At 38.3% G+C, this 21,712-nt stretch carries 24 protein-coding genes; 6 read left to right on the forward strand and 18 right to left on the reverse strand.

The window, feature by feature from the left end; translation table 11 throughout:
- Positions 1-5 precede the first annotated feature (5 nt).
- Both M3166_RS07020 and M3166_RS07025 read right to left on the reverse strand, forming a co-directional pair.
- Positions 6-1,892: an ABC-F family ATP-binding cassette domain-containing protein gene (locus tag M3166_RS07020; RefSeq protein WP_251688678.1), complete on the reverse strand. Its 1,887-nt coding sequence runs from the start codon at positions 1,890-1,892 to the stop codon at positions 6-8.
- On the reverse strand, positions 1,889-2,521 hold the full coding sequence (locus M3166_RS07025; protein ID WP_251688679.1) for an HD domain-containing protein: 633 nt from the start codon (positions 2,519-2,521) through the stop codon (positions 1,889-1,891). Before M3166_RS07025 ends, M3166_RS07020 begins: the two co-directional genes overlap by 4 nt.
- A gap of 274 nt (positions 2,522-2,795) precedes the next feature.
- On the opposite strand from M3166_RS07025, the gene M3166_RS07030 reads away from it, so the two are divergent.
- Positions 2,796-2,948: a hypothetical protein gene (locus M3166_RS07030; protein ID WP_008404730.1), complete on the forward strand. Its 153-nt coding sequence runs from the start codon at positions 2,796-2,798 to the stop codon at positions 2,946-2,948.
- A 159-nt stretch (positions 2,949-3,107) separates the two neighbouring features.
- On the opposite strand, the gene M3166_RS07035 is transcribed toward M3166_RS07030, so the two are convergent.
- Complete coding sequence (locus tag M3166_RS07035) at positions 3,108-4,787, reverse strand: formate--tetrahydrofolate ligase (protein ID WP_251688681.1); 1,680 nt, start codon at positions 4,785-4,787, stop codon at positions 3,108-3,110.
- 189 nt (positions 4,788-4,976) lie between these two features.
- Between M3166_RS07035 and M3166_RS07040 the strand changes: the two genes are divergently transcribed.
- On the forward strand, positions 4,977-5,177 hold the full coding sequence (locus M3166_RS07040) for a cold-shock protein (protein WP_008404734.1): 201 nt from the start codon (positions 4,977-4,979) through the stop codon (positions 5,175-5,177).
- Positions 5,178-5,219: 42 nt separating this feature from the next.
- Here M3166_RS07040 and M3166_RS07045 read toward each other — a convergent pair whose 3' ends face one another.
- From M3166_RS07045 to M3166_RS07055, 3 genes are all read right to left on the reverse strand, one after another.
- A complete protein-coding gene (locus M3166_RS07045; protein WP_251688683.1) occupies positions 5,220-6,026 on the reverse strand; it encodes a VOC family protein in 807 nt (268 codons plus the stop codon).
- An 84-nt stretch (positions 6,027-6,110) separates the two neighbouring features.
- Positions 6,111-6,773 (reverse strand): phosphopantothenoylcysteine decarboxylase domain-containing protein, encoded by a 663-nt coding sequence (locus tag M3166_RS07050; protein WP_251688685.1) that lies wholly within the window; start codon positions 6,771-6,773, stop codon positions 6,111-6,113.
- 14 nt (positions 6,774-6,787) lie between these two features.
- On the reverse strand, positions 6,788-7,660 hold the full coding sequence (locus M3166_RS07055; protein WP_251688687.1) for a LysR family transcriptional regulator: 873 nt from the start codon (positions 7,658-7,660) through the stop codon (positions 6,788-6,790).
- A 197-nt stretch (positions 7,661-7,857) separates the two neighbouring features.
- Between M3166_RS07055 and M3166_RS07060 the strand changes: the two genes are divergently transcribed.
- Both M3166_RS07060 and M3166_RS07065 read left to right on the forward strand, forming a co-directional pair.
- The gene (locus M3166_RS07060; RefSeq protein ID WP_251688689.1) at positions 7,858-8,766 is read left to right on the forward strand and encodes a DMT family transporter; all 909 of its coding nucleotides are present in this window, start codon (positions 7,858-7,860) and stop codon (positions 8,764-8,766) included.
- A gap of 234 nt (positions 8,767-9,000) precedes the next feature.
- Positions 9,001-9,996, forward strand: coding sequence for a YecA family protein (locus tag M3166_RS07065; protein ID WP_251688691.1), 996 nt, complete (start codon positions 9,001-9,003; stop codon positions 9,994-9,996).
- 310 nt (positions 9,997-10,306) lie between these two features.
- On the opposite strand, the gene M3166_RS07070 is transcribed toward M3166_RS07065, so the two are convergent.
- The gene (locus M3166_RS07070; RefSeq protein ID WP_008404740.1) at positions 10,307-10,498 is read right to left on the reverse strand and encodes a zinc-finger domain-containing protein; all 192 of its coding nucleotides are present in this window, start codon (positions 10,496-10,498) and stop codon (positions 10,307-10,309) included.
- A gap of 111 nt (positions 10,499-10,609) precedes the next feature.
- Between M3166_RS07070 and M3166_RS07075 the strand changes: the two genes are divergently transcribed.
- Positions 10,610-10,999: a reverse transcriptase-like protein gene (locus tag M3166_RS07075; protein ID WP_251688693.1), complete on the forward strand. Its 390-nt coding sequence runs from the start codon at positions 10,610-10,612 to the stop codon at positions 10,997-10,999.
- 144 nt (positions 11,000-11,143) lie between these two features.
- Here M3166_RS07075 and M3166_RS07080 read toward each other — a convergent pair whose 3' ends face one another.
- The 6 genes from M3166_RS07080 to M3166_RS07105 all read right to left on the reverse strand — a co-directional run bounded on the left by M3166_RS07080 (position 11,144) and on the right by M3166_RS07105 (position 16,555).
- Complete coding sequence (locus M3166_RS07080) at positions 11,144-12,334, reverse strand: MFS transporter (protein ID WP_251688694.1); 1,191 nt, start codon at positions 12,332-12,334, stop codon at positions 11,144-11,146.
- A gap of 5 nt (positions 12,335-12,339) precedes the next feature.
- Positions 12,340-12,738 (reverse strand): MarR family winged helix-turn-helix transcriptional regulator, encoded by a 399-nt coding sequence (locus M3166_RS07085; RefSeq protein ID WP_014824240.1) that lies wholly within the window; start codon positions 12,736-12,738, stop codon positions 12,340-12,342.
- Positions 12,739-12,875: 137 nt separating this feature from the next.
- A complete protein-coding gene (coaW, locus tag M3166_RS07090) occupies positions 12,876-13,712 on the reverse strand; it encodes a type II pantothenate kinase (RefSeq protein ID WP_014824241.1) in 837 nt (278 codons plus the stop codon).
- A gap of 103 nt (positions 13,713-13,815) precedes the next feature.
- Positions 13,816-14,877, reverse strand: a complete 1,062-nt coding sequence (locus M3166_RS07095) for a 3'-5' exonuclease (RefSeq protein WP_251688696.1) — start codon at positions 14,875-14,877, stop codon at positions 13,816-13,818.
- Positions 14,878-15,077: 200 nt separating this feature from the next.
- Positions 15,078-15,659: a GNAT family N-acetyltransferase gene (locus M3166_RS07100; protein WP_251688698.1), complete on the reverse strand. Its 582-nt coding sequence runs from the start codon at positions 15,657-15,659 to the stop codon at positions 15,078-15,080.
- Between the two features lie 44 nt (positions 15,660-15,703).
- Positions 15,704-16,555 (reverse strand): alpha/beta fold hydrolase, encoded by an 852-nt coding sequence (locus M3166_RS07105; protein ID WP_251688700.1) that lies wholly within the window; start codon positions 16,553-16,555, stop codon positions 15,704-15,706.
- A 206-nt stretch (positions 16,556-16,761) separates the two neighbouring features.
- On the opposite strand from M3166_RS07105, the gene M3166_RS07110 reads away from it, so the two are divergent.
- Positions 16,762-17,541, forward strand: a complete 780-nt coding sequence (locus M3166_RS07110; protein ID WP_251688702.1) for an alpha/beta fold hydrolase — start codon at positions 16,762-16,764, stop codon at positions 17,539-17,541.
- 91 nt (positions 17,542-17,632) lie between these two features.
- Here the strand turns inward: M3166_RS07110 and M3166_RS19500 are convergent, their stop codons facing one another.
- From M3166_RS19500 to M3166_RS07130, 5 genes are all read right to left on the reverse strand, one after another.
- On the reverse strand, positions 17,633-17,776 hold the full coding sequence (locus M3166_RS19500) for a DALR anticodon-binding domain-containing protein (RefSeq protein ID WP_353056556.1): 144 nt from the start codon (positions 17,774-17,776) through the stop codon (positions 17,633-17,635).
- 82 nt (positions 17,777-17,858) lie between these two features.
- Entirely contained in the window at positions 17,859-18,620 is a 762-nt protein-coding gene (yidC, locus tag M3166_RS07115) for a membrane protein insertase YidC (RefSeq protein ID WP_251688704.1), read from the reverse strand.
- Positions 18,621-18,812: 192 nt separating this feature from the next.
- Positions 18,813-19,925 (reverse strand): CaiB/BaiF CoA transferase family protein, encoded by a 1,113-nt coding sequence (locus M3166_RS07120; RefSeq protein WP_251688706.1) that lies wholly within the window; start codon positions 19,923-19,925, stop codon positions 18,813-18,815.
- 76 nt (positions 19,926-20,001) lie between these two features.
- Positions 20,002-20,796, reverse strand: a complete 795-nt coding sequence (locus M3166_RS07125) for an enoyl-CoA hydratase/isomerase family protein (RefSeq protein WP_251688708.1) — start codon at positions 20,794-20,796, stop codon at positions 20,002-20,004.
- Between the two features lie 12 nt (positions 20,797-20,808).
- A complete protein-coding gene (locus M3166_RS07130; protein WP_251688710.1) occupies positions 20,809-21,570 on the reverse strand; it encodes a 3-hydroxyacyl-CoA dehydrogenase in 762 nt (253 codons plus the stop codon).
- Between the last annotated feature and the right edge of the window lie 142 nt (positions 21,571-21,712).

A 21,712-nucleotide genomic window follows, 5' to 3' on the forward strand; every position in this document is an offset into this window, starting at 1 on the left:
TGCTCCTATCCATTTGCAATTTCGTCTAAATAGCTCCATCGCTCGATTAATTGTTCATATTCCTGATTCAGCTTTTCTAAATCCGACGTCAGTTGCTGAAGTTTTGTAAAATCCGAACCTGCTGTTGAAATTTCATCTTCTGCCGTCATAATTTTTTCTTCAACTTGAGCAATTTTATCAGCAATAGTTTCCCATTCTTTCTGCTCTTTAAATGATAGCTTTTTCTTATCTGATTTCTGTTTTTCAATTTTTGGCTTTTCCTGCTTCATTTCTTTCGCTTCCTGCTGCAGTTCAGAATCGCGTTTTGCTAAATAATCGGTATAGACATCCAAGCTTTCCGATACGCCGCCTTTTCCGTCCAAAATCCACAGCTTTTTCGCAATACGATCAAGGAAGAAACGATCGTGACTGATTGTAATGACAACGCCAGGGAAGTTTTCGATAAAATCTTCAAGTACACCCAATGTTTCAATATCCAAATCATTCGTCGGCTCATCTAAAAGCAAAACGTTTGGTTGTTCCATCAATAGACGAAGCAAGTGAAGCCTTTTGCGTTCCCCGCCTGATAATTTGCTGATCGGTGTACCGTGTGTATTAAGCGGGAATAGAAAACGTTCGAGCATTTGAGATGCAGAGTAGCAAACCCCGTCAGAATCGGTAATATCATTCGAAGCTTCACGAATATAATCGATCATTCGCGCATTTTCATTCATTGGTGGCAGTGCCTGCTTGAAATGAAGACGTTTTACTGTTGTTCCGACAATTACCTCGCCACTATCGGGTTCAATTTCACCTGCAATCATGTTAAGGAGTGTCGATTTTCCGTAGCCATTTGCACCGATTATGCCAATACGGTCCCCGTGCTGCAGTAAAAATTCGAAATCCTGAATAATGACACGGTCTCCGTAAGCTTTGGAAATTCCATCTGATTCCAACACTTTTTTTCCTAAACGTGTTGTGGCCAATCCCAATTCAAGATCCGACTGGTCATTCGAGCGATCAATAGATTCATCCAAAGTTTCGAAACGCTGAATACGTGCCTTTTGCTTTGTTGTTCGCGCTTTTGCCCCGCGACGAATCCATTTTAGTTCTGAGCGATAACGATTTCGTAATTTGGCCTGTGATGCTGCATTCATTTCTTCACGAATTGCTCTTGATTCAAGAAAATCACCATACGATCCTGTATGACGGTATAACGTTTTATCTGCCAATTCATATATATGTGTCGCTGTTTCATCCAGGAAATAACGGTCATGGGTAATAAAGATAACGGCCCCTTTTAGACGTGATACCATTTCTTGCAGCCATTCTGTCGATGTAACATCCAAATGGTTCGTTGGCTCGTCCAGTAAATACAAGTCTGCCGGTTCGATTAATACTTTTGCCAATGCAACACGTTTTTGCTGTCCACCTGAAAGACTCGTCACTTCTTGATCAAACATATCGATTCCAAGCTTTGTTAATGCTTGCTTTGCCAATGCATTGACGTCCCAGGCATTTTCTGTGTCCATTAGCTGCTGTAATCGAAACAGTTCATTTTGCAGCTTTTCAGATTGCGGATTTTGAGACAATGCTGCTACCGCCTCTTCATACGCACGGTTTAATTGTAAGATCGGTGAATCTCCACTAAATACCGCTTGTAAAACCGTTAAATCTTGTGGAAATTGCGGATCTTGTTCCAAATAGGCAATGCGGTACTTATTCGGATGGTCAAATTCCACTGTATCCGCATCCTGTTTTTTAGCGATAATCGATAATAAAGTTGATTTCCCTGTCCCGTTTATCCCGATTAAGCCTGCTCTTTCGCCTTCATAAATGGTAAATTCAATATTTTGAAATAGCGTTTTATCGCCAACTGTTTTTGTTAGATTTGATACGATTAAATGACTCATGAAATCCCGTCTCTTTCTTTTTTTAACTGCTCTAAAAATTGTACCATAAAGGCATGACGTTCTTCAGCCATTTCGCGCCCTTTTGCAGTTACCATTAAATCCTTCAATAATAAAAGCTTCTCATAAAAGTGCGTAACAGACGCTGTGGATTGACTGCGATATTGTTCTTTCGTCATATTTACGCGCACTTCTTCAGCATCATCATATAACTTACGTCCCTTCGCACCACCGTAAGCGAACGTACGCGCAATCCCAACCGCACCTATTGCATCCAACCGGTCTGCATCGCGAACGATTTTTGATTCTACTGTTGTAATATCCCGTTCATTGCCCCCATTAAATGAAACCTCTGCAATAACCGTTTGGATATGTTGTTTTTCCTCATCCGTTAAATCAAGTTCATCCAGGATTCGCTGCTCCTGCTGTTTATCAACAGCATATTTTTCGTCACTGACATCATGCAGCAGCACGGCTAAACTCACGATTTTTCCACTTGCTAAAGGTTCTGATTTCAGGATTGTCATAGCGTTTTGATAGACACGCTCAATATGTTGAAAATCATGGCTTGCATCCATTGTTTCATAAATTCCTTTTACTAATTGTTCACAACGTACGATTACTTCGGACATGTTACATTCACCATTTTCTTTTTATAGTTTACATAATTATATTACCACGAGAAGTGGGATGACTTCAGTTATTTGACATGTTTATTGCTAAAAGATTCGACTTCCCCACTCTTGCCCTAACCCCCTCTTAGCAACTTTTACACGAAAAATCAAGTATCCTTCATTATGCGGAGATAATTTTTGTCCAAAATGTGAACTAAATGCTTGTTTTTTACAAATTTGTGACATATACTAGAAATAAGAAAACATAAAACAGGAAAAAGGAGTGTTAATTATGCAAAGAATGATGCAAGCTGTAGCACCAAATATGAATGAAAGTCAACGTAAGGGACTAATTGTTATTTCACCAATTTTAATTGGATCGGTTGCATACGGATTAAGTGCCACTTTTATGATTGCGACTAACCTTCTACAAATCATGTTTTAATGGACGAACGTAAATTCAAACTAAATATTCACAGCAAATAAAAGAAACGTATTCGAATGAATAATCAAACGAATACGTTTCTTTTTACTTTTACTAATCGCTCCTGCGTTATTTTGTCCTCAGACAGAAATTTCTTGTCGGTCGCTATATATTTTCATTTTAAAATAATCCAAGTGCACTTCCGTCGTCAGCCACATCCATATTCAGTGCTGCCGGCTGTTTTGGCAAGCCTGGCATTGTCATAATATCCCCAGTTAAGCAAACAAGGAATCCCGCACCTAACTTTGGAAGAATTTCACGAATTGTAACAACGAAATCGGTTGGTCTGCCTACTAAGCTTGGTTGATCCGATAATGAATATTGTGTTTTCGCCATACAGATCGGCAAAGTGTCCCACCCATTTTTTTCGATGACTGCTAACTGTTTTTTCGCAGCATCCGTTAATTGCACACCTGCACCACCATACACCTGTTGTACAATTTTCGTTAATTTTTGTTCCACGGTTTCTTGCAAATCATATAAATGGTGGAAAGTATTCGGCTGTTCAATTACTTCGAGTACTTTTTCGGCAAGCTCAATACCGCCTTTACCGCCTTCTTCCCAAACATTCGTACGGGCAATCCGAACTTCATTTGCTGCGGCCCATTGTAAAACAGCTTTCAGTTCCTGTTCAGTATCCGTAATAAATCGGTTTAAAGCAATTACCGGCTCCAGTCCAAAGTTACGAACATTGGCTACATGCTGTGCTAAATTGGCAATACCTTGTTTTAATGCTTCCACATTTTCTTCCACTAAGTTAGCCTTTGCTACACCGCCATGCATTTTCAGTGCACGAATTGTCGCAACAATAACAACAGCGCTCGGTTTAAATCCTGCTTCACGTGCTTTAATATTTAAAAACTTCTCCGCCCCTAAATCGGAACCAAATCCTGCTTCTGTTACAACAATATCTGCAAGCTTACGTGCTGTTTGCGTAGCTGTAATCGAATTACATCCATGGGCAATATTGGCAAATGGTCCTCCATGGATCAGGGCCGGTGTGCCTTCAATTGTTTGAACCAAGTTTGGATTCATTGCTTCCTTTAAAATAAGGGCGAGTGCTCCTTCTACTTGTAAGTCACCAACTGTTACCGGGTTCCGGTCGTACGTATAACCAATTACAATACGTGCCAAACGCTGTTTCAAATCTTTCATGCCTGTTGCTAAACAGAAAATGGCCATAATTTCAGAAGCTACTGTAATATCAAATCCGTCTTCACGAGGTACGCCTTGCATCGGACCACCTAACCCGACCGTTACATGGCGCAGTGCACGGTCATTTAAGTCCAGTACACGCTTCCAGACAATTCGTCTTGGATCAATGTTCAATGCATTCCCTTGTTGGATATGATTATCAATCAATGCAGATAATGCATTGTTTGCAGTCGTAATCGCATGGAAATCGCCATTGAAATGCAAATTGATTTGCTCCATCGGCAATACTTGTGCATATCCGCCGCCAGTAGCGCCGCCCTTCACACCCATTACCGGACCTAATGAAGGCTCCCGTAAAGCGACCATTACTCGCTTATCCAATTGGTGCAATGCATCCGCCAAACCGATAGTTACCGTTGATTTTCCTTCTCCTGCTGGTGTAGGGCTAATCGCTGTTACAAGCACCACGTTTGCCGTTGCTTCACCACTAATTTTACTTGTATCAATTTTTGCTTTAAAGCGACCATATTGTTCAACCGCATCTAATGGAATTTGTGCATCTTCAGCAATTTCCAAAATTGGCTTCATTGTCGCTTTGTTGGCTATTTCAATATCTGATAATGGTTTTTTCGTAGTTGTTGTCATGCTTTGCCCTGCTTTCTATATGTAGTCACTTTATTATAGTCTGTTTTGTCTGAATTAATAAATATAAAAAGCGATGTAAATCGACAAATTATTGACAGTTCTTATCTTTATAGGATATAGTTTATTCGTAATATTCTGGAATCTTTATGTTTCATCAATTGATTTTGACAGTATCGGAGGAGAAAGCGGATGCACCAAGGCACTGTAAAATGGTTTGATAATGAAAAAGGTTATGGATTTATAGAATCTGCAGATGGTGAAGATGTTTTTGTACACTTTACTGGCATACAAGAAGAAGGATTTCGTTCACTGGATGAAGGACAAGTGGTTGAATTCGATTTAGTCGATGGTATCCGGGGTCCACAGGCAGCGAATGTTATAAAAAAATAGACAAAGCTGTAAACGAAAGATTTTCATCGTTTACAGCTTTTTTTATTTCTTATTAATTTCGTATTGTGCGCCATCAATTGTAAAATACTTTTGCTCTGTCGCGCCTGATATGACAACCTTTTTTATGCCGTAGCCTTGTTCGAGCATATAATCCCAGACGACTCCTTCACCGATTGGCTTGACAAATATAAGCTTCACTTCATCAAGCAGAATAATCGAGTATTCTACATTCTCTTCCTCATTGACCTTTTTTAAAATTGTCGCACCACATAGTTGGGCAATTTGCTCCACTGCATCAAAATTCGGTACAACAAAATGGACAGCCTGAAGCGTTAAATTCCCTAACGGATGTTGCGCTATAATACCGCGGTCCGTCAGTTCTTTGCGTCGAAGTGTATCCGCTTCATCCCATTGAATGAAAAAAGGAAATTCAATTTTCGATTTCGGATGACCAATATAAAGCAGTTGCCAGCTTACTTCAGAGCCGTCTTCCCGTATTCGGGAATAACGCTCCGGTCCAACTACTTCCAAACCGGCTTTAGCGAATAACTTCGCGTCTTCTTCGATTGTCGTTGTACGAACAGCAAAACGTGTCAATCCATCACGTCGGCGATTTTCTTTGTAGCTCGCATGTAGTGAATACTTCTTTTTGGCTGCTTCCTGAAACTTTTCCTCATTTTCAATGCCGATTAATTCAATATAAGCCAAATCAAAATAGCTTAGTGTATTATATGTACCCCACGCTTCATGACTTCCTCCATTGACAACATGGAGACCTTCTTCTTTGAGTTTTAACAATGTCTGCTCTGGATAAGGGACAAAATGGACGAGATGATCGAACTGGTACATGCTTCAACCCCTTTTCACTATTAAATAAATTAAATATTCTAAATCATAACATATAAAGGCATTTGAAAAATGAGCAATCATTATTTAAGAGATGACATTAATTAATTCCGTTGCAGCTGCCATTTTTCCGTCAACTTTAACGGTCTTCCCGGAGTTATGAATAATATAATGAGGCTCCATTGCACCGTACAAAGATTTGGAACTATTTGCGACCATATAATCCGCTTTTGCAGTTTCCATTCTTGCAGAAGCTCTTTCCAATAAAAACGATTCGTCTTCTGTCGCTTCCAATTTAAAGCCGATTAATGTCGTACCTGGCGACCAGTTTTTAATTTGGGCCAAAATTTTCGGCGCTTTTTTAAAATGGATAATCGGAGGTTCATCCGAAGGCATTTTCCCTTTTTCAGTCAGTTCATTCCCTTGCTGATCGAACACTTTGTCAATAAGCCAGTCAGAGCCTGCCACCGCCATAATGACATAATCGATTTGCTCGGTTTCAAGAATTGTTTTCAGCTTATCGCCTAAATCCTCGATCCCTTCAAATTTAATGAGTTGCATTTCGTTTTGGTGTTCCGGCAGCTGTGTAAATACGCCGTGCATATAAATGACGTTCGCACCTTTTTCAAGCGCTGCTTCTGCTAAATAACACCCCATCGTTCCTTTTGATAAATTCGTATGGCCTCGAACATTATCCCATTTCTCAAATGTCCCGCCACTCGTAATTAAAACTTTTTTCCCTGTTAGCATAGTTGTTTCCCCTTTTACTGTTCTTCGTTTTCCAGCCACTGTTTTAATATTTCTACAAATTTTTGCGATGCCGGTGACAGCTTCTGCTTTGTCGACAGCCCGAGGATTCGGTAACTTTCCTGTACAAGAGGCAGCGCTTTTACAGTATCCGGCAACATTGAAATCGCCATTTCAGGCAGTATGCTAATGCCTAGATTATGTTCCACCATTGATACTATGGCCTTTTCGTCATAAAGTTCAAAACGTATATTCGGATATACACCATATTTTTCAAATGTCGTCATCACATCATTCGTCCCTTTATAGGAAGGCATTATAATCGGCGTTTCTTCAATTTCAAATAAATCGATCTCTTCTCTATCATATAGCGGACTATGCGACGACACAATACATAACAAAGGATCCCGTTTTAACGGCATAAATTCGAACTGCTTGGAGCTTGTCCGGTTTAAAAATCCGCAGTCGACTTCACCTTGTAATAGCCACTGTTCTATTTCGTAGTAATCCCCTTCACGCAATTCAATCCGAATTCCCGGATATTCTGAATCCATAATATGAATGATGTTTGGCATCCAATGTGTAGAAATCGTCGAAATTAGCCCAATTCGCACTGTCCCTTGGCTGACCCCTAAAATGTTCGACGCAGTCTGTTGCAGATGTTCTTCCGCCAATAATACTTTGCGCATTTCATAAAGCATTTTTATACCGTCTTCTGTCAATGTTACTCCTGTACGGTTACGGTGAATTAAATTAAAACCAAATTCCTTTTCCAAACTTGATACTGCATGACTTACAGCTGATTGTGTAAGCCCTAGAACCGAGGCCGCTTTTGTAAAGCTATGTACTTCCGCCACTTTATTTAAAATTTCGTACTTGACTAAACTCATGATAATTCACTCCACTAATCAATTTTAAACATGAATTTTTTTCATATCATTCATTATAAACATTCGTTTTACTAATCACAACTTCCTGTTTATACTGTTTTATAACAGATCGGATTTATAGATGATACGATATTTTAAATCTATTAATCTTATACATATTTTTACTGATTATTTAAAACTTACTTTTTAGAAATGTGGTGACATCTTTGAGTTTACAAGGTAAAGCAAATATTTTAATGGTGATTGTTACAATGTTTTGGGGGCTTTCCTATACGTTTATGGTCATGGGACTGGAAAGTTTAGAAGCTTTTAATGTTGTAGCACTTCGATGCTTAATCGCATTTATCATTGCAGGGCTAATCTTTTTACCGAAGATGTTGCATGTGAATATTAAAACGATTTTATATGCATCGGTTCAAGGCTTCTTATTGTTTACAATTTTCGCCTTATCTTTGTTAGGTCTAAAAACAACTTCAGCTGGTAATGCAGGATTTATACTTAGTTTAACAGTTGTTTTAGTACCGATCATGACAAGCTTTATTGAAAAACGGCTCCCTTCACGAGCAGTGAGCTTCGCTGTTGTTGCTACAATGATCGGAATTACCGTTTTGACAATGAAAGACTCTATGACGTTTCAGACTGGAGATATATTGGTTGCGATCGCAGCAGTTTGCTATTCAATCTATTTAATATTAAATAGTAAGTTTACTAAAAACGTTGAATCCATTTCTTATGGAGTATATCAATTAGGTATTGCCGGATTGTTTGGAGCAGTATTTACAATAATGTTCGAATCTCCAATGTTCCCGTCCAATTCTTCTAGTTGGATTGCTGTACTTGGGTTAGGTATTATTTGTACCGCGTTTTGTTTTATCGCGCAAGCTGTTGTACAACAATATACTTCACCTACACATACAGGGCTGATCTTTTCTCTTGAACCTATTTTTGCAGCCATATTCGCGATGCTTTTCCTAGGGGAAGGATTAACTGCACAACTTGTGATTGGTGGCGCATTTATTTTAATCGGGAATAGTGTTGCTCAACTCGAACAATTTATAGCAATGAAAAAAATCCCAGCACCTACTCACTCTGAAACTACGTTATAATAGGAAGAGACATCGCATCGAGCGTGCCATGTCTCTTTTTTTATAAATTATTGATAGAATTAACTCTATTATTGTTCTATTTTTATGTAAAGTTTAATATAATGTAAAATGCAACAATTTTTCTGATAGTTCTAAAAACATAATCAGTTTTCATAATAACAATCTGACGTTATTATTATTAGTAGCAATACTGCGACATTAGTATTTAAAAGTTGTATTAAAGGAAGTGTTACAATGATTGGACGTAATGACCCATGTCTATGCGGTAGTGGAAAAAAATACAAAAAATGTTGTGAAGGAAAAAATCAAGTAACTTCACAAAACGTTTTCCAGGAAGAAATTGAAAACGTATTACAAACTTTCTATAGTAATTACCCAGAACGAAAAGATATCCGTGAATTTATGGAATTGGTTCGAAATTGGGCACCGAAATTAGAAAAGAAATTACACAAGGAATTAGTGGAAGCCGTTGCTTTGGACGAATATTTCTTCCATCAACGACCTGATATTTGGCAGAACTTTTTAGCAAAAACAGCTAAAAAAGTGCTTCGCCCATCTATGATGGAATTATTGAAATCATGGGAACAGCCGATTTTCTTCATCGGTACTGTTGATGATGTGAAAGATGATTACTTTACAGCTATCTCTGCATTAACTGGCACAACATATCATATTCAACGTGAAAGCCACAAATCAATCCCTCTAGGAATGCGTGTGTTCGCCTTTTTATTACCGGATGGTTCAAACAAGGAAAACCACGTATTAGCTGTCTCTACACTAATCTTCTTCCATAAAGAACATGCGATTTCTTTTGAACAGTTTACAGAAGCTTACAAAGCAAGCCGTTTACCTGTTGAGCAATTCACAAAAGAAAACCATTTATTATTATGGGAAGGTCTAGTTGAAAACGGCTATGAAGGGGAAGAGTTTACACCTTTCGAGCAGGAAGTCGTGGAACAGTTAAAAGCATTTATGGCGGAAAAAGCAATCACCAACGAGAGCTTCGTAGCAATCGTTGAAGATTACTTAGTCGAAAAGCAGCCTACAGCTCGTAAGGCAGGCGCTATCGCAGCTGGTGCTGTAAGATTCGGTCAGGATAATGATTTATTCGATCAAAAATTCACTGTTAAAGAAATCGGCGAAAGCTTTAGTGTTTCTCCATCATCTTTAAATAAATATTATCAAGAATTAAATGCTTTCTATAATGAAAAGCAACTTGTTAATAGTTAATAAATGCAAAAAGCTACTTTCGAGACGTCGAAAGTAGCTTTTTATTTTGCGCTGATCTAAATAAGACAATAAAAAAACAACTTGTAATATAGTAGTTATGCGCTACACATTACAAGTTGTCTCCCCCTTTTCAGCTATAAAAAGGATTTAAAAATAAAGAAATTTTTCAACGGTAACCACTCCGCTGAAGTCATTTACCTATTATAAAATAAATCTGTACCAGAGATTTATACTAGGTAAATAAGAAATACTTAATTATTATATCAAAAAAACATTATTATTCAATAGTAAGAACAATGTTCTAAAATTATTATTTTTCGGAAACTTTCATTATTTCTTTACCAAGAAACTGAAGCTGTTCCCCTACCGTACAAGATTCAATGCAGAAACGGTGTGCACCATGTTTACCGCGTTCTTTGCGAAGGTCCTGAATGACTAGACAATCAGCGCAGTACATATCCATTAATTCATCAATATCTTTCATAACATCTACTTTATTCAAGTCATGTACCTCCCGATAATTTGTTTTACTATTGTACGCTATTTTTTTATTTTCTCCAACTTACATGTATTTGTTATACTTAAACGAACAGAACATAAAAGGAGCGAAATTATGTTAGAAGTCTATATAGATGGCGCCAGTGCCGGCAATCCCGGTCCAAGCGGAATTGGGATCTTTATAAAAGGTGAAGGTCAGCAAGTAAAAATCAGTGAACCAATCGGCATCACAAATAATCATCAAGCCGAATTTACTGCGCTTTTACGTGGTTTGGAAGAAGCATTGAAAATCGGTTCATCGTTTGTTTCAATGCGCTCGGATTCAAAAATAGTCGTAAGCTCAATCGACAAAGCATATGTGAAAAACGAGGAATTCAAACCTTATTTAGAGCAGGCACTCGCTTTAATCGAACAATTTGACCTATTTTTCATAAAGTGGATTCCCGATAAAGAAAACAAAGCAGCGGACGTTCTTGCACGTGAAGCGATTTTAAAAAATAATTAGATACGTGTACCACTGGAAAGAACGTAATATAATTTACCTTCTACATTCGCTATTCGATCCATATTTTAAACCGAAAACTTCTAAAACTAATTGTGGCAAAAAACGATCCATCTATCCCACTAATGGAACGATGAATCGTTTTTATTATTGTTCAATTTTGTGTTTTTGACGATTAAGTACCAGCATATAAAGCGCAAATACGACAATGATGATGAATGCCGCAATGTAATATACAAATTCATAGCCAAGTTTCACTGCTACCATCCCCAATAAATATGACCCGATAGCAATCCCTATGTCAAACAGCGTAAAATAAGTGGCCGTTGCATAGCCGCTGCGCTGGATCGATGTTGACTGGATACAGAGTGACTGGAAACTTGTTGTTAACGTACCGTACCCTGCACCGATAAAGATCGCCGATAATAAGAACGGTATTTCCTGATCTGCATTCCCTAGAATAATCAGCCCTAATGCAAAAATAAAGAAGGACGGAATAATAACAAATTTTGCGCCTATTGTATCATAGATTCTTCCTGTAAACGGACGAACCGAAATCATTGCAACTGCAAATACCGCAAAGAAATAACTTGCAACACTCAGCAAGTCTTTCTGCTCGGCATACAGAGATAGAAACGACAGAACACTCGCATAAGAAAACGCGATCAAGCTAGCTAACGCGGCAAGTGGCAAGGCACTTCGTTCAAATAAATCATTAAATGAAAATTTAAAGCTGCGGTCTGTTACTACTGGTTTTGGCAAGTCCTTTGTTTGAATAGTCAATGCCAGTAAACCACCAATTGCCACCAATACAGATAATACGATAAATAGCATATCAAATCCTGAATATTGAATAATGAGCAACCCAATAAAAGGACCGAATACGACAGCTAAGTTCGTAGACATTGCAAAATAGCCCAATCCTGCTCCTTTACGTCTTTTCGGAATAATATCGGCTGCTAAAGAGCCCGATGCAGTCGTTGCAATACTAAACCATATCCCTTGGAAAAAACGAAGTGCAAGCAAAAGCAGAAAAGGTTTAAAAAATAAGTACAACACTGTGCATGCAAAGTAAAGTACAAGACTTAAAATCAACAATCGCTTCTTGCCAAAGAGATCTAGCAGTTTTCCGCTGAATGGACGAACGATAATCGCTGAAATTAAAAATACCGTGACAAGGAGTCCGGAATCGTCATCCGATTTCCCTAACTCGCCGATAGCATATAATGGCAATGTTGTGATTAATCCGTAAAACACAAGGAATATGGACATATTTGTAAAGAATAGACTAATAAATCGTTTCGTGAAAATTTTATTTGTTTGTTCTTGAAGCTCCATTTATTCTAACCTTCCATCTTTTTTAGTAAGTGAATTAGGAGCACCTGTTCTTCCTCAGACAGATTATCAGTCATTTTTTTCTCGAACGAAACGACGGATGCTTCTATTTGAGGAAATTGTTCAATTGCTTTGGTCGTTAAATCAATCATTTTTTCACGTTTATCCGCTCCGTGAACTCTCTCCACCCATCCAAGCGTCTCCAGACGAGTGACTGTTCGCGTAACAGTTGGCGCTTCTACATCAAGGTATTTCCATATAGCTGTGAGTGTCATTGGTCCGTTTTGATGCAATAAAAAAAGAACCGTCCATTGTGAGCTGAATAGTCCATGCTGTTTTAAAACATCATTTAACTGATTTACTAAATAACGATTTTGCTGAAAAAATATATGAAATAACGGATTCATCGCAATCACTCCTTATTTACCTAACTAAATAATTTACTTTCCCATTCTACGCTTCCTAAAAACCTAAGTAAAGTAATTGAGATAAAAATGGCAAAAAAGAAGCATTTAAACTATGTTGCTAGCCTAAATGCTGTCCTTTATTTTCTGCTGTGCTCACGAATATTCAACAATGCACCAATTGCACCGGAAAATCCGCAATCCTCTAAGAAAATAGGTTTATGTTTTTTTAATATAGTATAATGTTCAATTACCTTTACAAGCTGTTCATTGTCGATCAGCGTTGATCCTATATATACGATATGCTCTGTCTCATGCTGTACGGCAAGCTGAATACTTAACGTGGAAATCACTTCACCGATGAGACCCTGTGTTGTTGCCAGTACATTATTTTGTTCAAATTCACGTTGATCGGTAATCCCGACCTTTCCGAAATTACTGGCTGTTAAATTCCCGTCAATCGGTGTATCCATTCCTTGATAGATATCTTTTACGAGTAAATCTATGCCTTCCCGCTTTCCTTTGAAAGCGTTTGCTTTTATCTCATCAAAATCTGAAATTCCGGTCATAATCGTTGATAGTCCAATCAGGGTACCACCGCCTACTCCAGTACCGCCAACTCTGGCATGAGTATTGCCATCCATATAATGAATCGATGTACCCGTACCGATATTTGTAATGATACTTTGATCTATTGTGTGGCCTTCTTTCTCCAGCAAATAGCGCACACCTTTTAAAGTTGCTTCAAATTCTACAATATATTCAATCGACTTCATCGTCTTTAAAACGTCCAGCAATTGCTCTGTGCGTCCTCCAGTTAAGCCGATTTCTTCCACTTGAGGATGATTTTCCAACCATTCTTTTACTAAATGCATTTCGTTAGATGGAAAGACCGTTAATTTAAGCTCCTGACGTTCATCTAAATAGGCAAGCTTCGTTAACGTACCCCCTGTATCAATTCCGATCCATGCTGACATAAATTAATCTCCTTTATTATCCCACGAGTGATTCGTACCCCCCTATCATAACGTAATAGGAGTCGGCATTAAAGAAAAAATTCTCCTAAAAACGGAGAATTTATTATACTTGTATTATATTTTTCTCGATTAATGCCCGTTTATAAAACTCAGCAACAAACATATGCTCATACTTATTAAGCAAATGCAGAACCCTTGCCTCATATGTATTGGTTGGTTCATCATCCAAATTAAATCTTGCAATAATCTCTTCTTTTTTCAATAAATTTACTAATGTCATTACTTCTGTTTTTGGTAAAGTTACTTGATGTAATTTCAATATTTTTGACATTGAACGTAATGCCGTTCGTGAAATTAAGATTTTCCCGTTCATATTCTCGGAAATTTGCTGCAAGAACTGTTTTGCCTGCGCATTCGGTTTAATCGAAATCTTTTCCATTATCGTTGTTTCCCCGTCTTCCCCTTGACGTTCAATCATTTGAACAGTAAATGGAAGCTCATCACGGAAAGTTTTCATTGATTCAACCGTTATGCAATCACCCTCGACTTTGCAATTTGTCGCAGAAATGACTAGTTCGTATGTCGTTTCCAGCATTCTAAAATTTGTCAGCAATAAAATAAAATCATTTGTTTGCTGCTGTTCAATTAGCTGATCTCCATCAACTTTAACAAAGATTGAGAGCAGACTTGCCGCATCGGCTAAAGCACGGTGCTGTGTTTCGTTTTCCAAACCAAGCTGTGCCATTAATCCTCCTAATGAAGGCTGCTCTTTTAAACCATTGGCAATCATATATTTTTGCTGAAAATCGATCATTGGATATAAGCAATCATTTTTTAAGTAATTGCGCGACAGCTCTTCTTCAAGCACTTTCCGATCAAATTCGCCAAATGTCAAAAATACATAATCCTGCTTGCACCAGCGTTTAAACTTATTAAAAGCTTCTTTAAAAGAAGGGGCATCAACTAGCTGTTCTGTAGTGATACCTGTTAACTTTTGAATATGCGCATTCAGTTTTTTGAATTTATATGGCTGAATTAGCTGTGTAAACGTTTCTGTCGTACCATCCGGTAACCACTTAACAGCACCAATCTCAATAATATACTGTTTACCGCGTATAAGAGCGGCTTCTATATCTATACTTATATATGTTTTCGTTCGTTCCAAATTTTTCACCTACACCGAATCTATCTAAATTTAACAGGATAAGAATTCCCCATTAAAGATTAACTTCTCTCATTGTATATGAAAATATGGGATATGACACGATAATGTTCGTTTATTCCACACAATTCGTGTTAAATGGCTTGAAAAAATGTGATTTTATTATAAATTATTATCAATACTATTGATGGTCCTGCAAATTTTCAATATTTTAATAAGCGATCGATGAACATATCTTTAAGTTTTTCCCAATCTTCCAAAATGACACTATACATAACGGTATGACGAATGCTTCCTTCTTTTCGAATCATATGATTGCGCAAAACGCCTTCTTTCACTGCGCCAATGCGTTCGATGGCTTTCTGTGAACGGTAGTTTTCGTGCCCTGTTTTTATTTGAATACGATTTAATTTAAGGACTTCAAAACAATATTGAAACAATAGAAACTTGCAATTTGTATTAATCGCAGAACGCCAAACACTCGTATTATACCAAGTAGCCCCTATTTCCAGCCGTTTATGGGGAAATGAAATATCAAGAAAAGATGTACAGCCTACAATTTCGTCTGTTTTTTTATCGATGATCGCAAACATATACGAAATCCCTTTTTCCCGCTCTTTAATCGCATTTTCAATATAGTTTTGTACCCCTTCTTTTGAAAGCAATGTTACCGACATATGCTCCCAAATCCGCTCATCATTCGCGGCATTTGTGATCGCTTCGATATCACTTAATTGGACTGGTCTTAACTTGATGATGTCATTTTCTAATATTATTTCTTCCATATGATTCTCCCTTTTCACTGTATTTGAACGAATATTCCCGCTATTTATCGCAGGGAATGAACCTGAGATAGATTCCGCACAAATTCCGAGAACCTTTCTTCTTCCTCAATAAACGGATTGTGGTTGCTTTCTGCAAAGGTCGTCAATGTCGCATTCGCCAATAAATCCGCTGCTTCCACTGCAAATTCATATGGACATTGCGCATCATATAACCCGCCATAAATATAAGCTTTTGTTTTCACTGTTGGTAATTCCGGTCGCAAATCGAATTCTGGCAGCTCTTTATACGAAAAATAATCCAGTCTTTTCGAAACGGTTTTCCCGCTGTTCGGACGGCTTATCATATTTTCATAGCTCTGTTCTTTATATAACGACATAAGCGCCCATTCTTTAGAGCCAGCTCTTCTTTGCTCGATTGTTGATGTTGGATCACCCAGCATTGTTAAAATTTCAAGTATTCTTTTGTTGTTCGGATTTTCCTTGCAGTAAATGCTCGCAGGATGATGCATATATTCCGCAGAAGCACAAAGACCGCCAGCGACGATAAATTCCACACTTTTCGGATGCAAAATAGCATAATCTAATGCCAGCATCCCTCCTGTTGAATGCCCCGCAAAGCCCCATGCGTCATAACCTGATGCTGCGCGGATAGCCTCCAGATCTTCTACGCTATCCTGCATACCATAATTAAAGACAGACACATCATCCGTTGATTTTCCACAGCCACGCAAATTCACTAAATGCACTTTATAATACGGGGTAAACATTTCCGCAAACCGATTACCATTTTCGTTAAATTCACTGTATAAATGCGTCACACAGAGCGGTTTCCCCTCGCCTTTTGTAAAAACTTCGAAAACTCCTCGCGTTGTTTCAATTAGCTGCTGTTCCCACATAATCCCACTCCTTATTTTTCCAATATTCTAATAAATTTTCGCATAGTTAATGAGTGGATACAATGGCGATTTAATATTTAACTATTTTTCTTTAGTAATATTGATAAATCACTTTGAAAAACACTAATGGGAAGGTTTTTATAATACATTGGAAGAATTATTAAATAGTAAGAAATAAATTGTTATATAGAAAAGGGTTGAACTAATTGTCATTACATTATCAAGAATACGGTAATAAAAGTGCTTCTCTCATAATTTTTTTACACGGCGGCGGAGTAAGCAATTGGATGTGGGGTAGACAAATTCAATATTTTACTCATTATCATTGCATAGTTCCAAACATGCCCGAACATGGGTTAAACAATAATGAAATTCACTTTTCTATAAAAAGAAGCGCAGAAGAGGTAATTAAATTAATTGAAGCAAAAGCCGATGGTAAGAAAGTAATTCTAATAGGTTTTTCTTTAGGTGCACAAGTAATTATCCAATTATTAAGCTCAAACCCAGAATTAGTTGATGTTGCAATTATAAATAGTGCTGCTGTCAGACCCCTTTCTCATATTAAAAAATTAATAAAACCTGCTCTTAGATTAACTTTTCCATTAATAAAAAAGAAATCGTTTTCTAAACTTCAAGCAAAGTCCATGTATATAAGTAATGACAATTTCGAGAAATATTATGAAGAAAGTTGTCAAATAAAGTTAGACACCCTTGCTAGAGTACTTGAAGAAAACATGTCCTTTACAATACCTGAAGACTTTAGAAAGGCATCCGCAAAAATATTAGTTACAGTAGGTGAAAAGGAAAAAGCTATTATGAAAAAATCTGCAAAAGATATTGTAAAAGCCAATTCAAATTGTATTGGTGTTATTTTACCTGAAGTCGGACATGGTGTTTCTTTAGCAATGCCAGATTTCTTTAATCACATGGTTGAATTATGGATCAGTGAAGGTAAACTTCTAAAAGAATGTAAAGTTTTTAGTTAAAATTATTGAATTTGCATCGACCATAAATAAACAAAAGGACTTCCTTTACGAATCCTTTTGTTTTGAATAATGGTCTCCAACTAGCCTTTATCTAATTACATACTTTCCGGTGTTGGATTCCAAGTAACTTATATCCATCCTTTAATACGGTTGCCACTGCAAAACATAGCTGTAGACGGTTTTCCCGCTGTGTACATATGGACCTGTTTCGCCTAGAAAATTCAACATTTACCATGAGCGGAAAACAAAAAAACTACTGAAATCATCGTCTCAGTAGTTTTAGTTCAGTAAGCCTTTAGCAGAGGCATAAGTTACATCTATTCATTTCCCTTAGTTTCAGGGATGTTTGAAAAAAATTTGCGTCCAATAAAGGTTTGGACAATTAAGAATAACCCTCCGACTGCCCAGTACAGTGGGAGTGCAGCCATCGAAGACAATGAAATAATGACAATCATAATTGGTGATACATAAATCATCAGTTTCATTTGGTTCTTCTGAGCATCCGGTACGGTTTGAAGCGATACTTTCGCTTGTACAAAATAAACGATACCTGCGATTGCAGTCATCCAAATATCTGTAGAGCCAAGATCAAACCATAGGAATGAATGTGTTTTAATTTCAGTCGAATATAAAATCGCATAGTATAAGCCCATAATAATCGGCATTTGTATAAGCGCTGGCAGGCAGCCCATATTTAACGGATTAATATTATGTTCTTTGTAGAGCGACATCATTTCCTGCTGAACCGCCGTTCTTTCTTCCGGAGTTTTTGCTGCTTTTAAACGTTTCTGGATATCCTCCATTTGTGGACGGACAAAATCCATTTTCACTTTCATTGTAGCTTGACTGCGGTAAGTTTTAAGCATAAACGGCATTAGTACGAGACGAATAATTAAAATAATAGCAATAATAGCCAAACCATAGCTGCCGTTAAATAATTCACCAAATGTGTTTAACGTCCAATCCATCGGACGTACAAATGTTGAATAGAAGAAGCCTTCTTTGTTTTCAACACTTTCACAGCCTGCCAGTAAAAGTGGAACGGATAGAAGGAAAACACTAAGTTTTAAGTTTTTCATAGTTCACCTGCTCAACAATCTTGTAATTCGTTTATATCTTAAAATATTTTTCAATAAAAAGACAGTAATTACTCTTACAAATGTTAAGTTTTTTTAATATGAACGTAATAAAACATAATTTTATTTACATTTTTATATTTATTTCCCTGCTTACAGGAAGTTCAGGATACCTATTTATACCTACTCCATTCCTTATGACTTCTTTAATAGGCTCCCAAAAATTTCGTCATTATGTGTTCCTGCTTTTACCCCGATTTCCCCATAAGATGCCTTGAAAAGATTGGATTTAATCGGACATGCGATCTGGTTTTGTGTCGTTCCATCCGGCTTTGCTACTTCCACAAACATTTCCCGTTCCTTGAAAAGTGGATGGGCAACTGTTTCTTCAAAGGTCAATACCGGCTCCACACAAGCATCTACTTCGGAGAAAATAGATTGCCATTCTTCCAATGTCTTTTGCATAAAAGTACTTTGCAGCTGTTCTTTCAGCGTGGCAATATCATCTGGTTTATTACTCATTGCTAATCGGAGTAATTCCGGGGATTCGATTGCCTGACATAACTGCTGCCTGAATTTCGGTTCTAGACTGCCGATAGAAAGGTACCGACCATCCAACGTCTCATAATAACCATATAATGATCCACCGTTTAAGATCAGTTCTTCACGCGCAAGCGGTTTTCCTTCTGCTAAATAGTCATGGGCAAATAAGGCGTTTAACGTTAAAGCACAATCCGTCATACTAATATCCAGATGCTGCCCCAGTCCTGTTTTTCCACGATAAATGACAGCCGATAAAATACCGATTACCGCATGCATTGATCCCCCCGCCAAATCAGCCACCTGAAAGCCTATATTTGCCGGGCCATTTTCTTTTGTACCTGAATATCCTTGCAACCCCGATAAGGCTACATAGTTAATATCATGCCCGCCGCGTTCACGGTACTGCCCTGTTTGACCGTAGCCTGTAATAGAACAGTATATTAAGCCAGGATTGATCGCTCTCAATGTTTCATAATCGAGACCAAGACGCGCCATCACGCCAGGGCGGAACTGTTCAACAACAATATCGAATTCCTGTTCCCTTAAAAGCTCCTTCAGAGATGCGATAACTTCCGGAGATTTTAAATCGACCGCCAGCGATTTTTTAGAGCGCTGCAAATACTCGTCCGGTCCCCATTGCTTGCCCTCTTCTACCGGTTTTGTGACATGTATCACTTCCGCTCCAAGATCCGCCAGCATCATCGTCGCAAACGGACCTGGCAATAATGTGGAGAAATCCAATACTTTTAATCCTTTTAACAGCATTAATTCTTCATCCTTCCATAATAAATTAAGGCCGTACTGAAAGCTGAACTTTCAACACGGCCCCCAATTGTCCTATTTATTGATTTGTAACTGTTTTTAAAAAATTCGGAGGGCGTTTCTCAAAGAACGCACGGATGCCTTCATTTACTTCCCCTGTAGTAAATGTTTTCGCAAAAGCTTCCCGTTCAACTAATAAACCTTGTTCCAACGGCAATTCTTCTGCAGCCAAAATACTCTCTTTAATGAGCCCGATCGCTCCTACCGCACTTTGAGCAAGCTTATTTGCGAATGCGATTGCGTTTTCTTCCAACTCTTCCGGAGCTACCGCTTCTGTAATTAAGCCGATTGCTGCAGCTTCGTCAGCTTTTAAACGTTTGCTTAAATACATTAATTCACGTGCTTTTGCTCCGCCCACCAACCTTGTCATACGCTGTGTACCGCCAGCACCTGGCAATAAGCCCAATGATGCTTCCGTTAACCCAATTGTGCCGGCACCCATAATACGGAAATCGCATGCAAGTACGAATTCACATCCACCGCCTAATGCATGGCCATTAATTGCGGCAATTGTTGGTACCCTTAATGCTTCCAGTCGATTGAAAATCTCTTGTACATGTTTTGAGCTTTCGGCAAAATCCACGTTTTCATCAGAGCTGCCCATTGCCCCCAGGTCTGCACCTGCAATAAAGATTTTCGGGTTGGCAGATTTAAACACAATGGCCCGGATTGCCGGATTTTTCTCGACTTCTTCAATCAGCTGCAATAAGTCCTGTTGAATTCCCGCATTTAATGTATTGGCTGGCGGATTATTAATTGTTACGACGTGTACACCGTAATCCAACTTCTCTATCGTCATTGTTTCAAGGTTCATCCGTTTTCCTCCTTATCTTGGGGCCATGCGAATCGCACCATCAAGTCGAATTGTCTCACCGTTTAACATTGGATTTTCAAAAATCGCCTTTACTAAATGTGCATATTCATCTGCTTCACCTAAACGGGAAGGGAATGGGATTTGTTTTCCTAACGCTTCCTTAAGTGCTTGAGGTGCACTGTTCATTAAAGGTGTATCGAATATTCCCGGTGCAATCGTCATAACTCGGATGCCATAGCTTGCCAGGTCCCTTGCGATGGGCAATGTCATTCCTACAATTCCACTTTTAGATGCAGAATAGGCAGCCTGGCCGATTTGCCCATCGAATGCCGCTACAGAAGCTGTATTCACAATAACCCCGCGTTCCCCGTGTTCATTTGGTTCATTTGTCATCATGGCAGCTGCCGCTAAACGAATGACATTAAATGTACCAACTAAATTAACTTGAATAATAAAGTTAAATTCATCTAATGGAAATATACCTTTTCTGCCTACTACACGTGTCGAAGTACCAAGACCGGCACAGTTTACAACACCTTGGATGGAACCGTACTTTTCTACAGCACCGTTAATCGCTGCCTGTACGTCTTCTTCCTTTACTACATTCGTTTTAAAAAATAGGCCATTTATTTCATCAGCCACCGCTTGACCCTTTTCTTCATTTAAGTCCAATATGATCGGATAGCCTCCAGCAGCTGCAATCTTTCGTGCAGTCGCTTCACCTAACCCTGAACCTCCACCCGTAACGATAATCGCCTTTTGGTCAAAATTCATTTATTTACCCCTCCTTATACGTGTTCAATCTTTAACCTATTTGCCGTTTCTGGGCATTCGCAGTTCGCGACTTGTCCATAACGGCATGATCTGCGTTCTAGTTCATGTACTGAAGTTTAAGAACTCCGACCAACCGACCGCT

The sequence above is a fragment of the Solibacillus isronensis genome (genome assembly GCF_023715405.1).
GTDB classification, from domain to species: domain Bacteria; phylum Bacillota; class Bacilli; order Bacillales_A; family Planococcaceae; genus Solibacillus; species Solibacillus isronensis_B.

What these genes read in the sequence shown, in the direction of transcription:
- M3166_RS07020 (WP_251688678.1), bottom strand. Translation starts at nt 1,892, where the DNA reads ATGAGTCATTTAATCGTATCAAATCTAACAAAAACAGTTGGCGATAAA.
- M3166_RS07025 (WP_251688679.1), bottom strand. Translation starts at nt 2,521, where the DNA reads ATGTCCGAAGTAATCGTACGTTGTGAACAATTAGTAAAAGGAATTTAT.
- M3166_RS07030 (WP_008404730.1), top strand. Translation starts at nt 2,796, where the DNA reads ATGCAAAGAATGATGCAAGCTGTAGCACCAAATATGAATGAAAGTCAA.
- M3166_RS07035 (WP_251688681.1), bottom strand. Translation starts at nt 4,787, where the DNA reads ATGACAACAACTACGAAAAAACCATTATCAGATATTGAAATAGCCAAC.
- M3166_RS07040 (WP_008404734.1), top strand. Translation starts at nt 4,977, where the DNA reads ATGCACCAAGGCACTGTAAAATGGTTTGATAATGAAAAAGGTTATGGA.
- M3166_RS07045 (WP_251688683.1), bottom strand. Translation starts at nt 6,026, where the DNA reads ATGTACCAGTTCGATCATCTCGTCCATTTTGTCCCTTATCCAGAGCAG.
- M3166_RS07050 (WP_251688685.1), bottom strand. Translation starts at nt 6,773, where the DNA reads ATGCTAACAGGGAAAAAAGTTTTAATTACGAGTGGCGGGACATTTGAG.
- M3166_RS07055 (WP_251688687.1), bottom strand. Translation starts at nt 7,660, where the DNA reads ATGAGTTTAGTCAAGTACGAAATTTTAAATAAAGTGGCGGAAGTACAT.
- M3166_RS07065 (WP_251688691.1), top strand. Translation starts at nt 9,001, where the DNA reads ATGATTGGACGTAATGACCCATGTCTATGCGGTAGTGGAAAAAAATAC.
- M3166_RS07075 (WP_251688693.1), top strand. Translation starts at nt 10,610, where the DNA reads ATGTTAGAAGTCTATATAGATGGCGCCAGTGCCGGCAATCCCGGTCCA.
- M3166_RS07080 (WP_251688694.1), bottom strand. Translation starts at nt 12,334, where the DNA reads ATGGAGCTTCAAGAACAAACAAATAAAATTTTCACGAAACGATTTATT.
- M3166_RS07085 (WP_014824240.1), bottom strand. Translation starts at nt 12,738, where the DNA reads ATGAATCCGTTATTTCATATATTTTTTCAGCAAAATCGTTATTTAGTA.
- coaW (WP_014824241.1), bottom strand. Translation starts at nt 13,712, where the DNA reads ATGTCAGCATGGATCGGAATTGATACAGGGGGTACGTTAACGAAGCTT.
- M3166_RS07100 (WP_251688698.1), bottom strand. Translation starts at nt 15,659, where the DNA reads ATGGAAGAAATAATATTAGAAAATGACATCATCAAGTTAAGACCAGTC.
- M3166_RS07105 (WP_251688700.1), bottom strand. Translation starts at nt 16,555, where the DNA reads ATGTGGGAACAGCAGCTAATTGAAACAACGCGAGGAGTTTTCGAAGTT.
- M3166_RS19500 (WP_353056556.1), bottom strand. Translation starts at nt 17,776, where the DNA reads ATGGTAAATGTTGAATTTTCTAGGCGAAACAGGTCCATATGTACACAG.
- yidC (WP_251688704.1), bottom strand. Translation starts at nt 18,620, where the DNA reads ATGAAAAACTTAAAACTTAGTGTTTTCCTTCTATCCGTTCCACTTTTA.
- M3166_RS07120 (WP_251688706.1), bottom strand. Translation starts at nt 19,925, where the DNA reads ATGCTGTTAAAAGGATTAAAAGTATTGGATTTCTCCACATTATTGCCA.
- M3166_RS07125 (WP_251688708.1), bottom strand. Translation starts at nt 20,796, where the DNA reads ATGAACCTTGAAACAATGACGATAGAGAAGTTGGATTACGGTGTACAC.
- M3166_RS07130 (WP_251688710.1), bottom strand. Translation starts at nt 21,570, where the DNA reads ATGAATTTTGACCAAAAGGCGATTATCGTTACGGGTGGAGGTTCAGGG.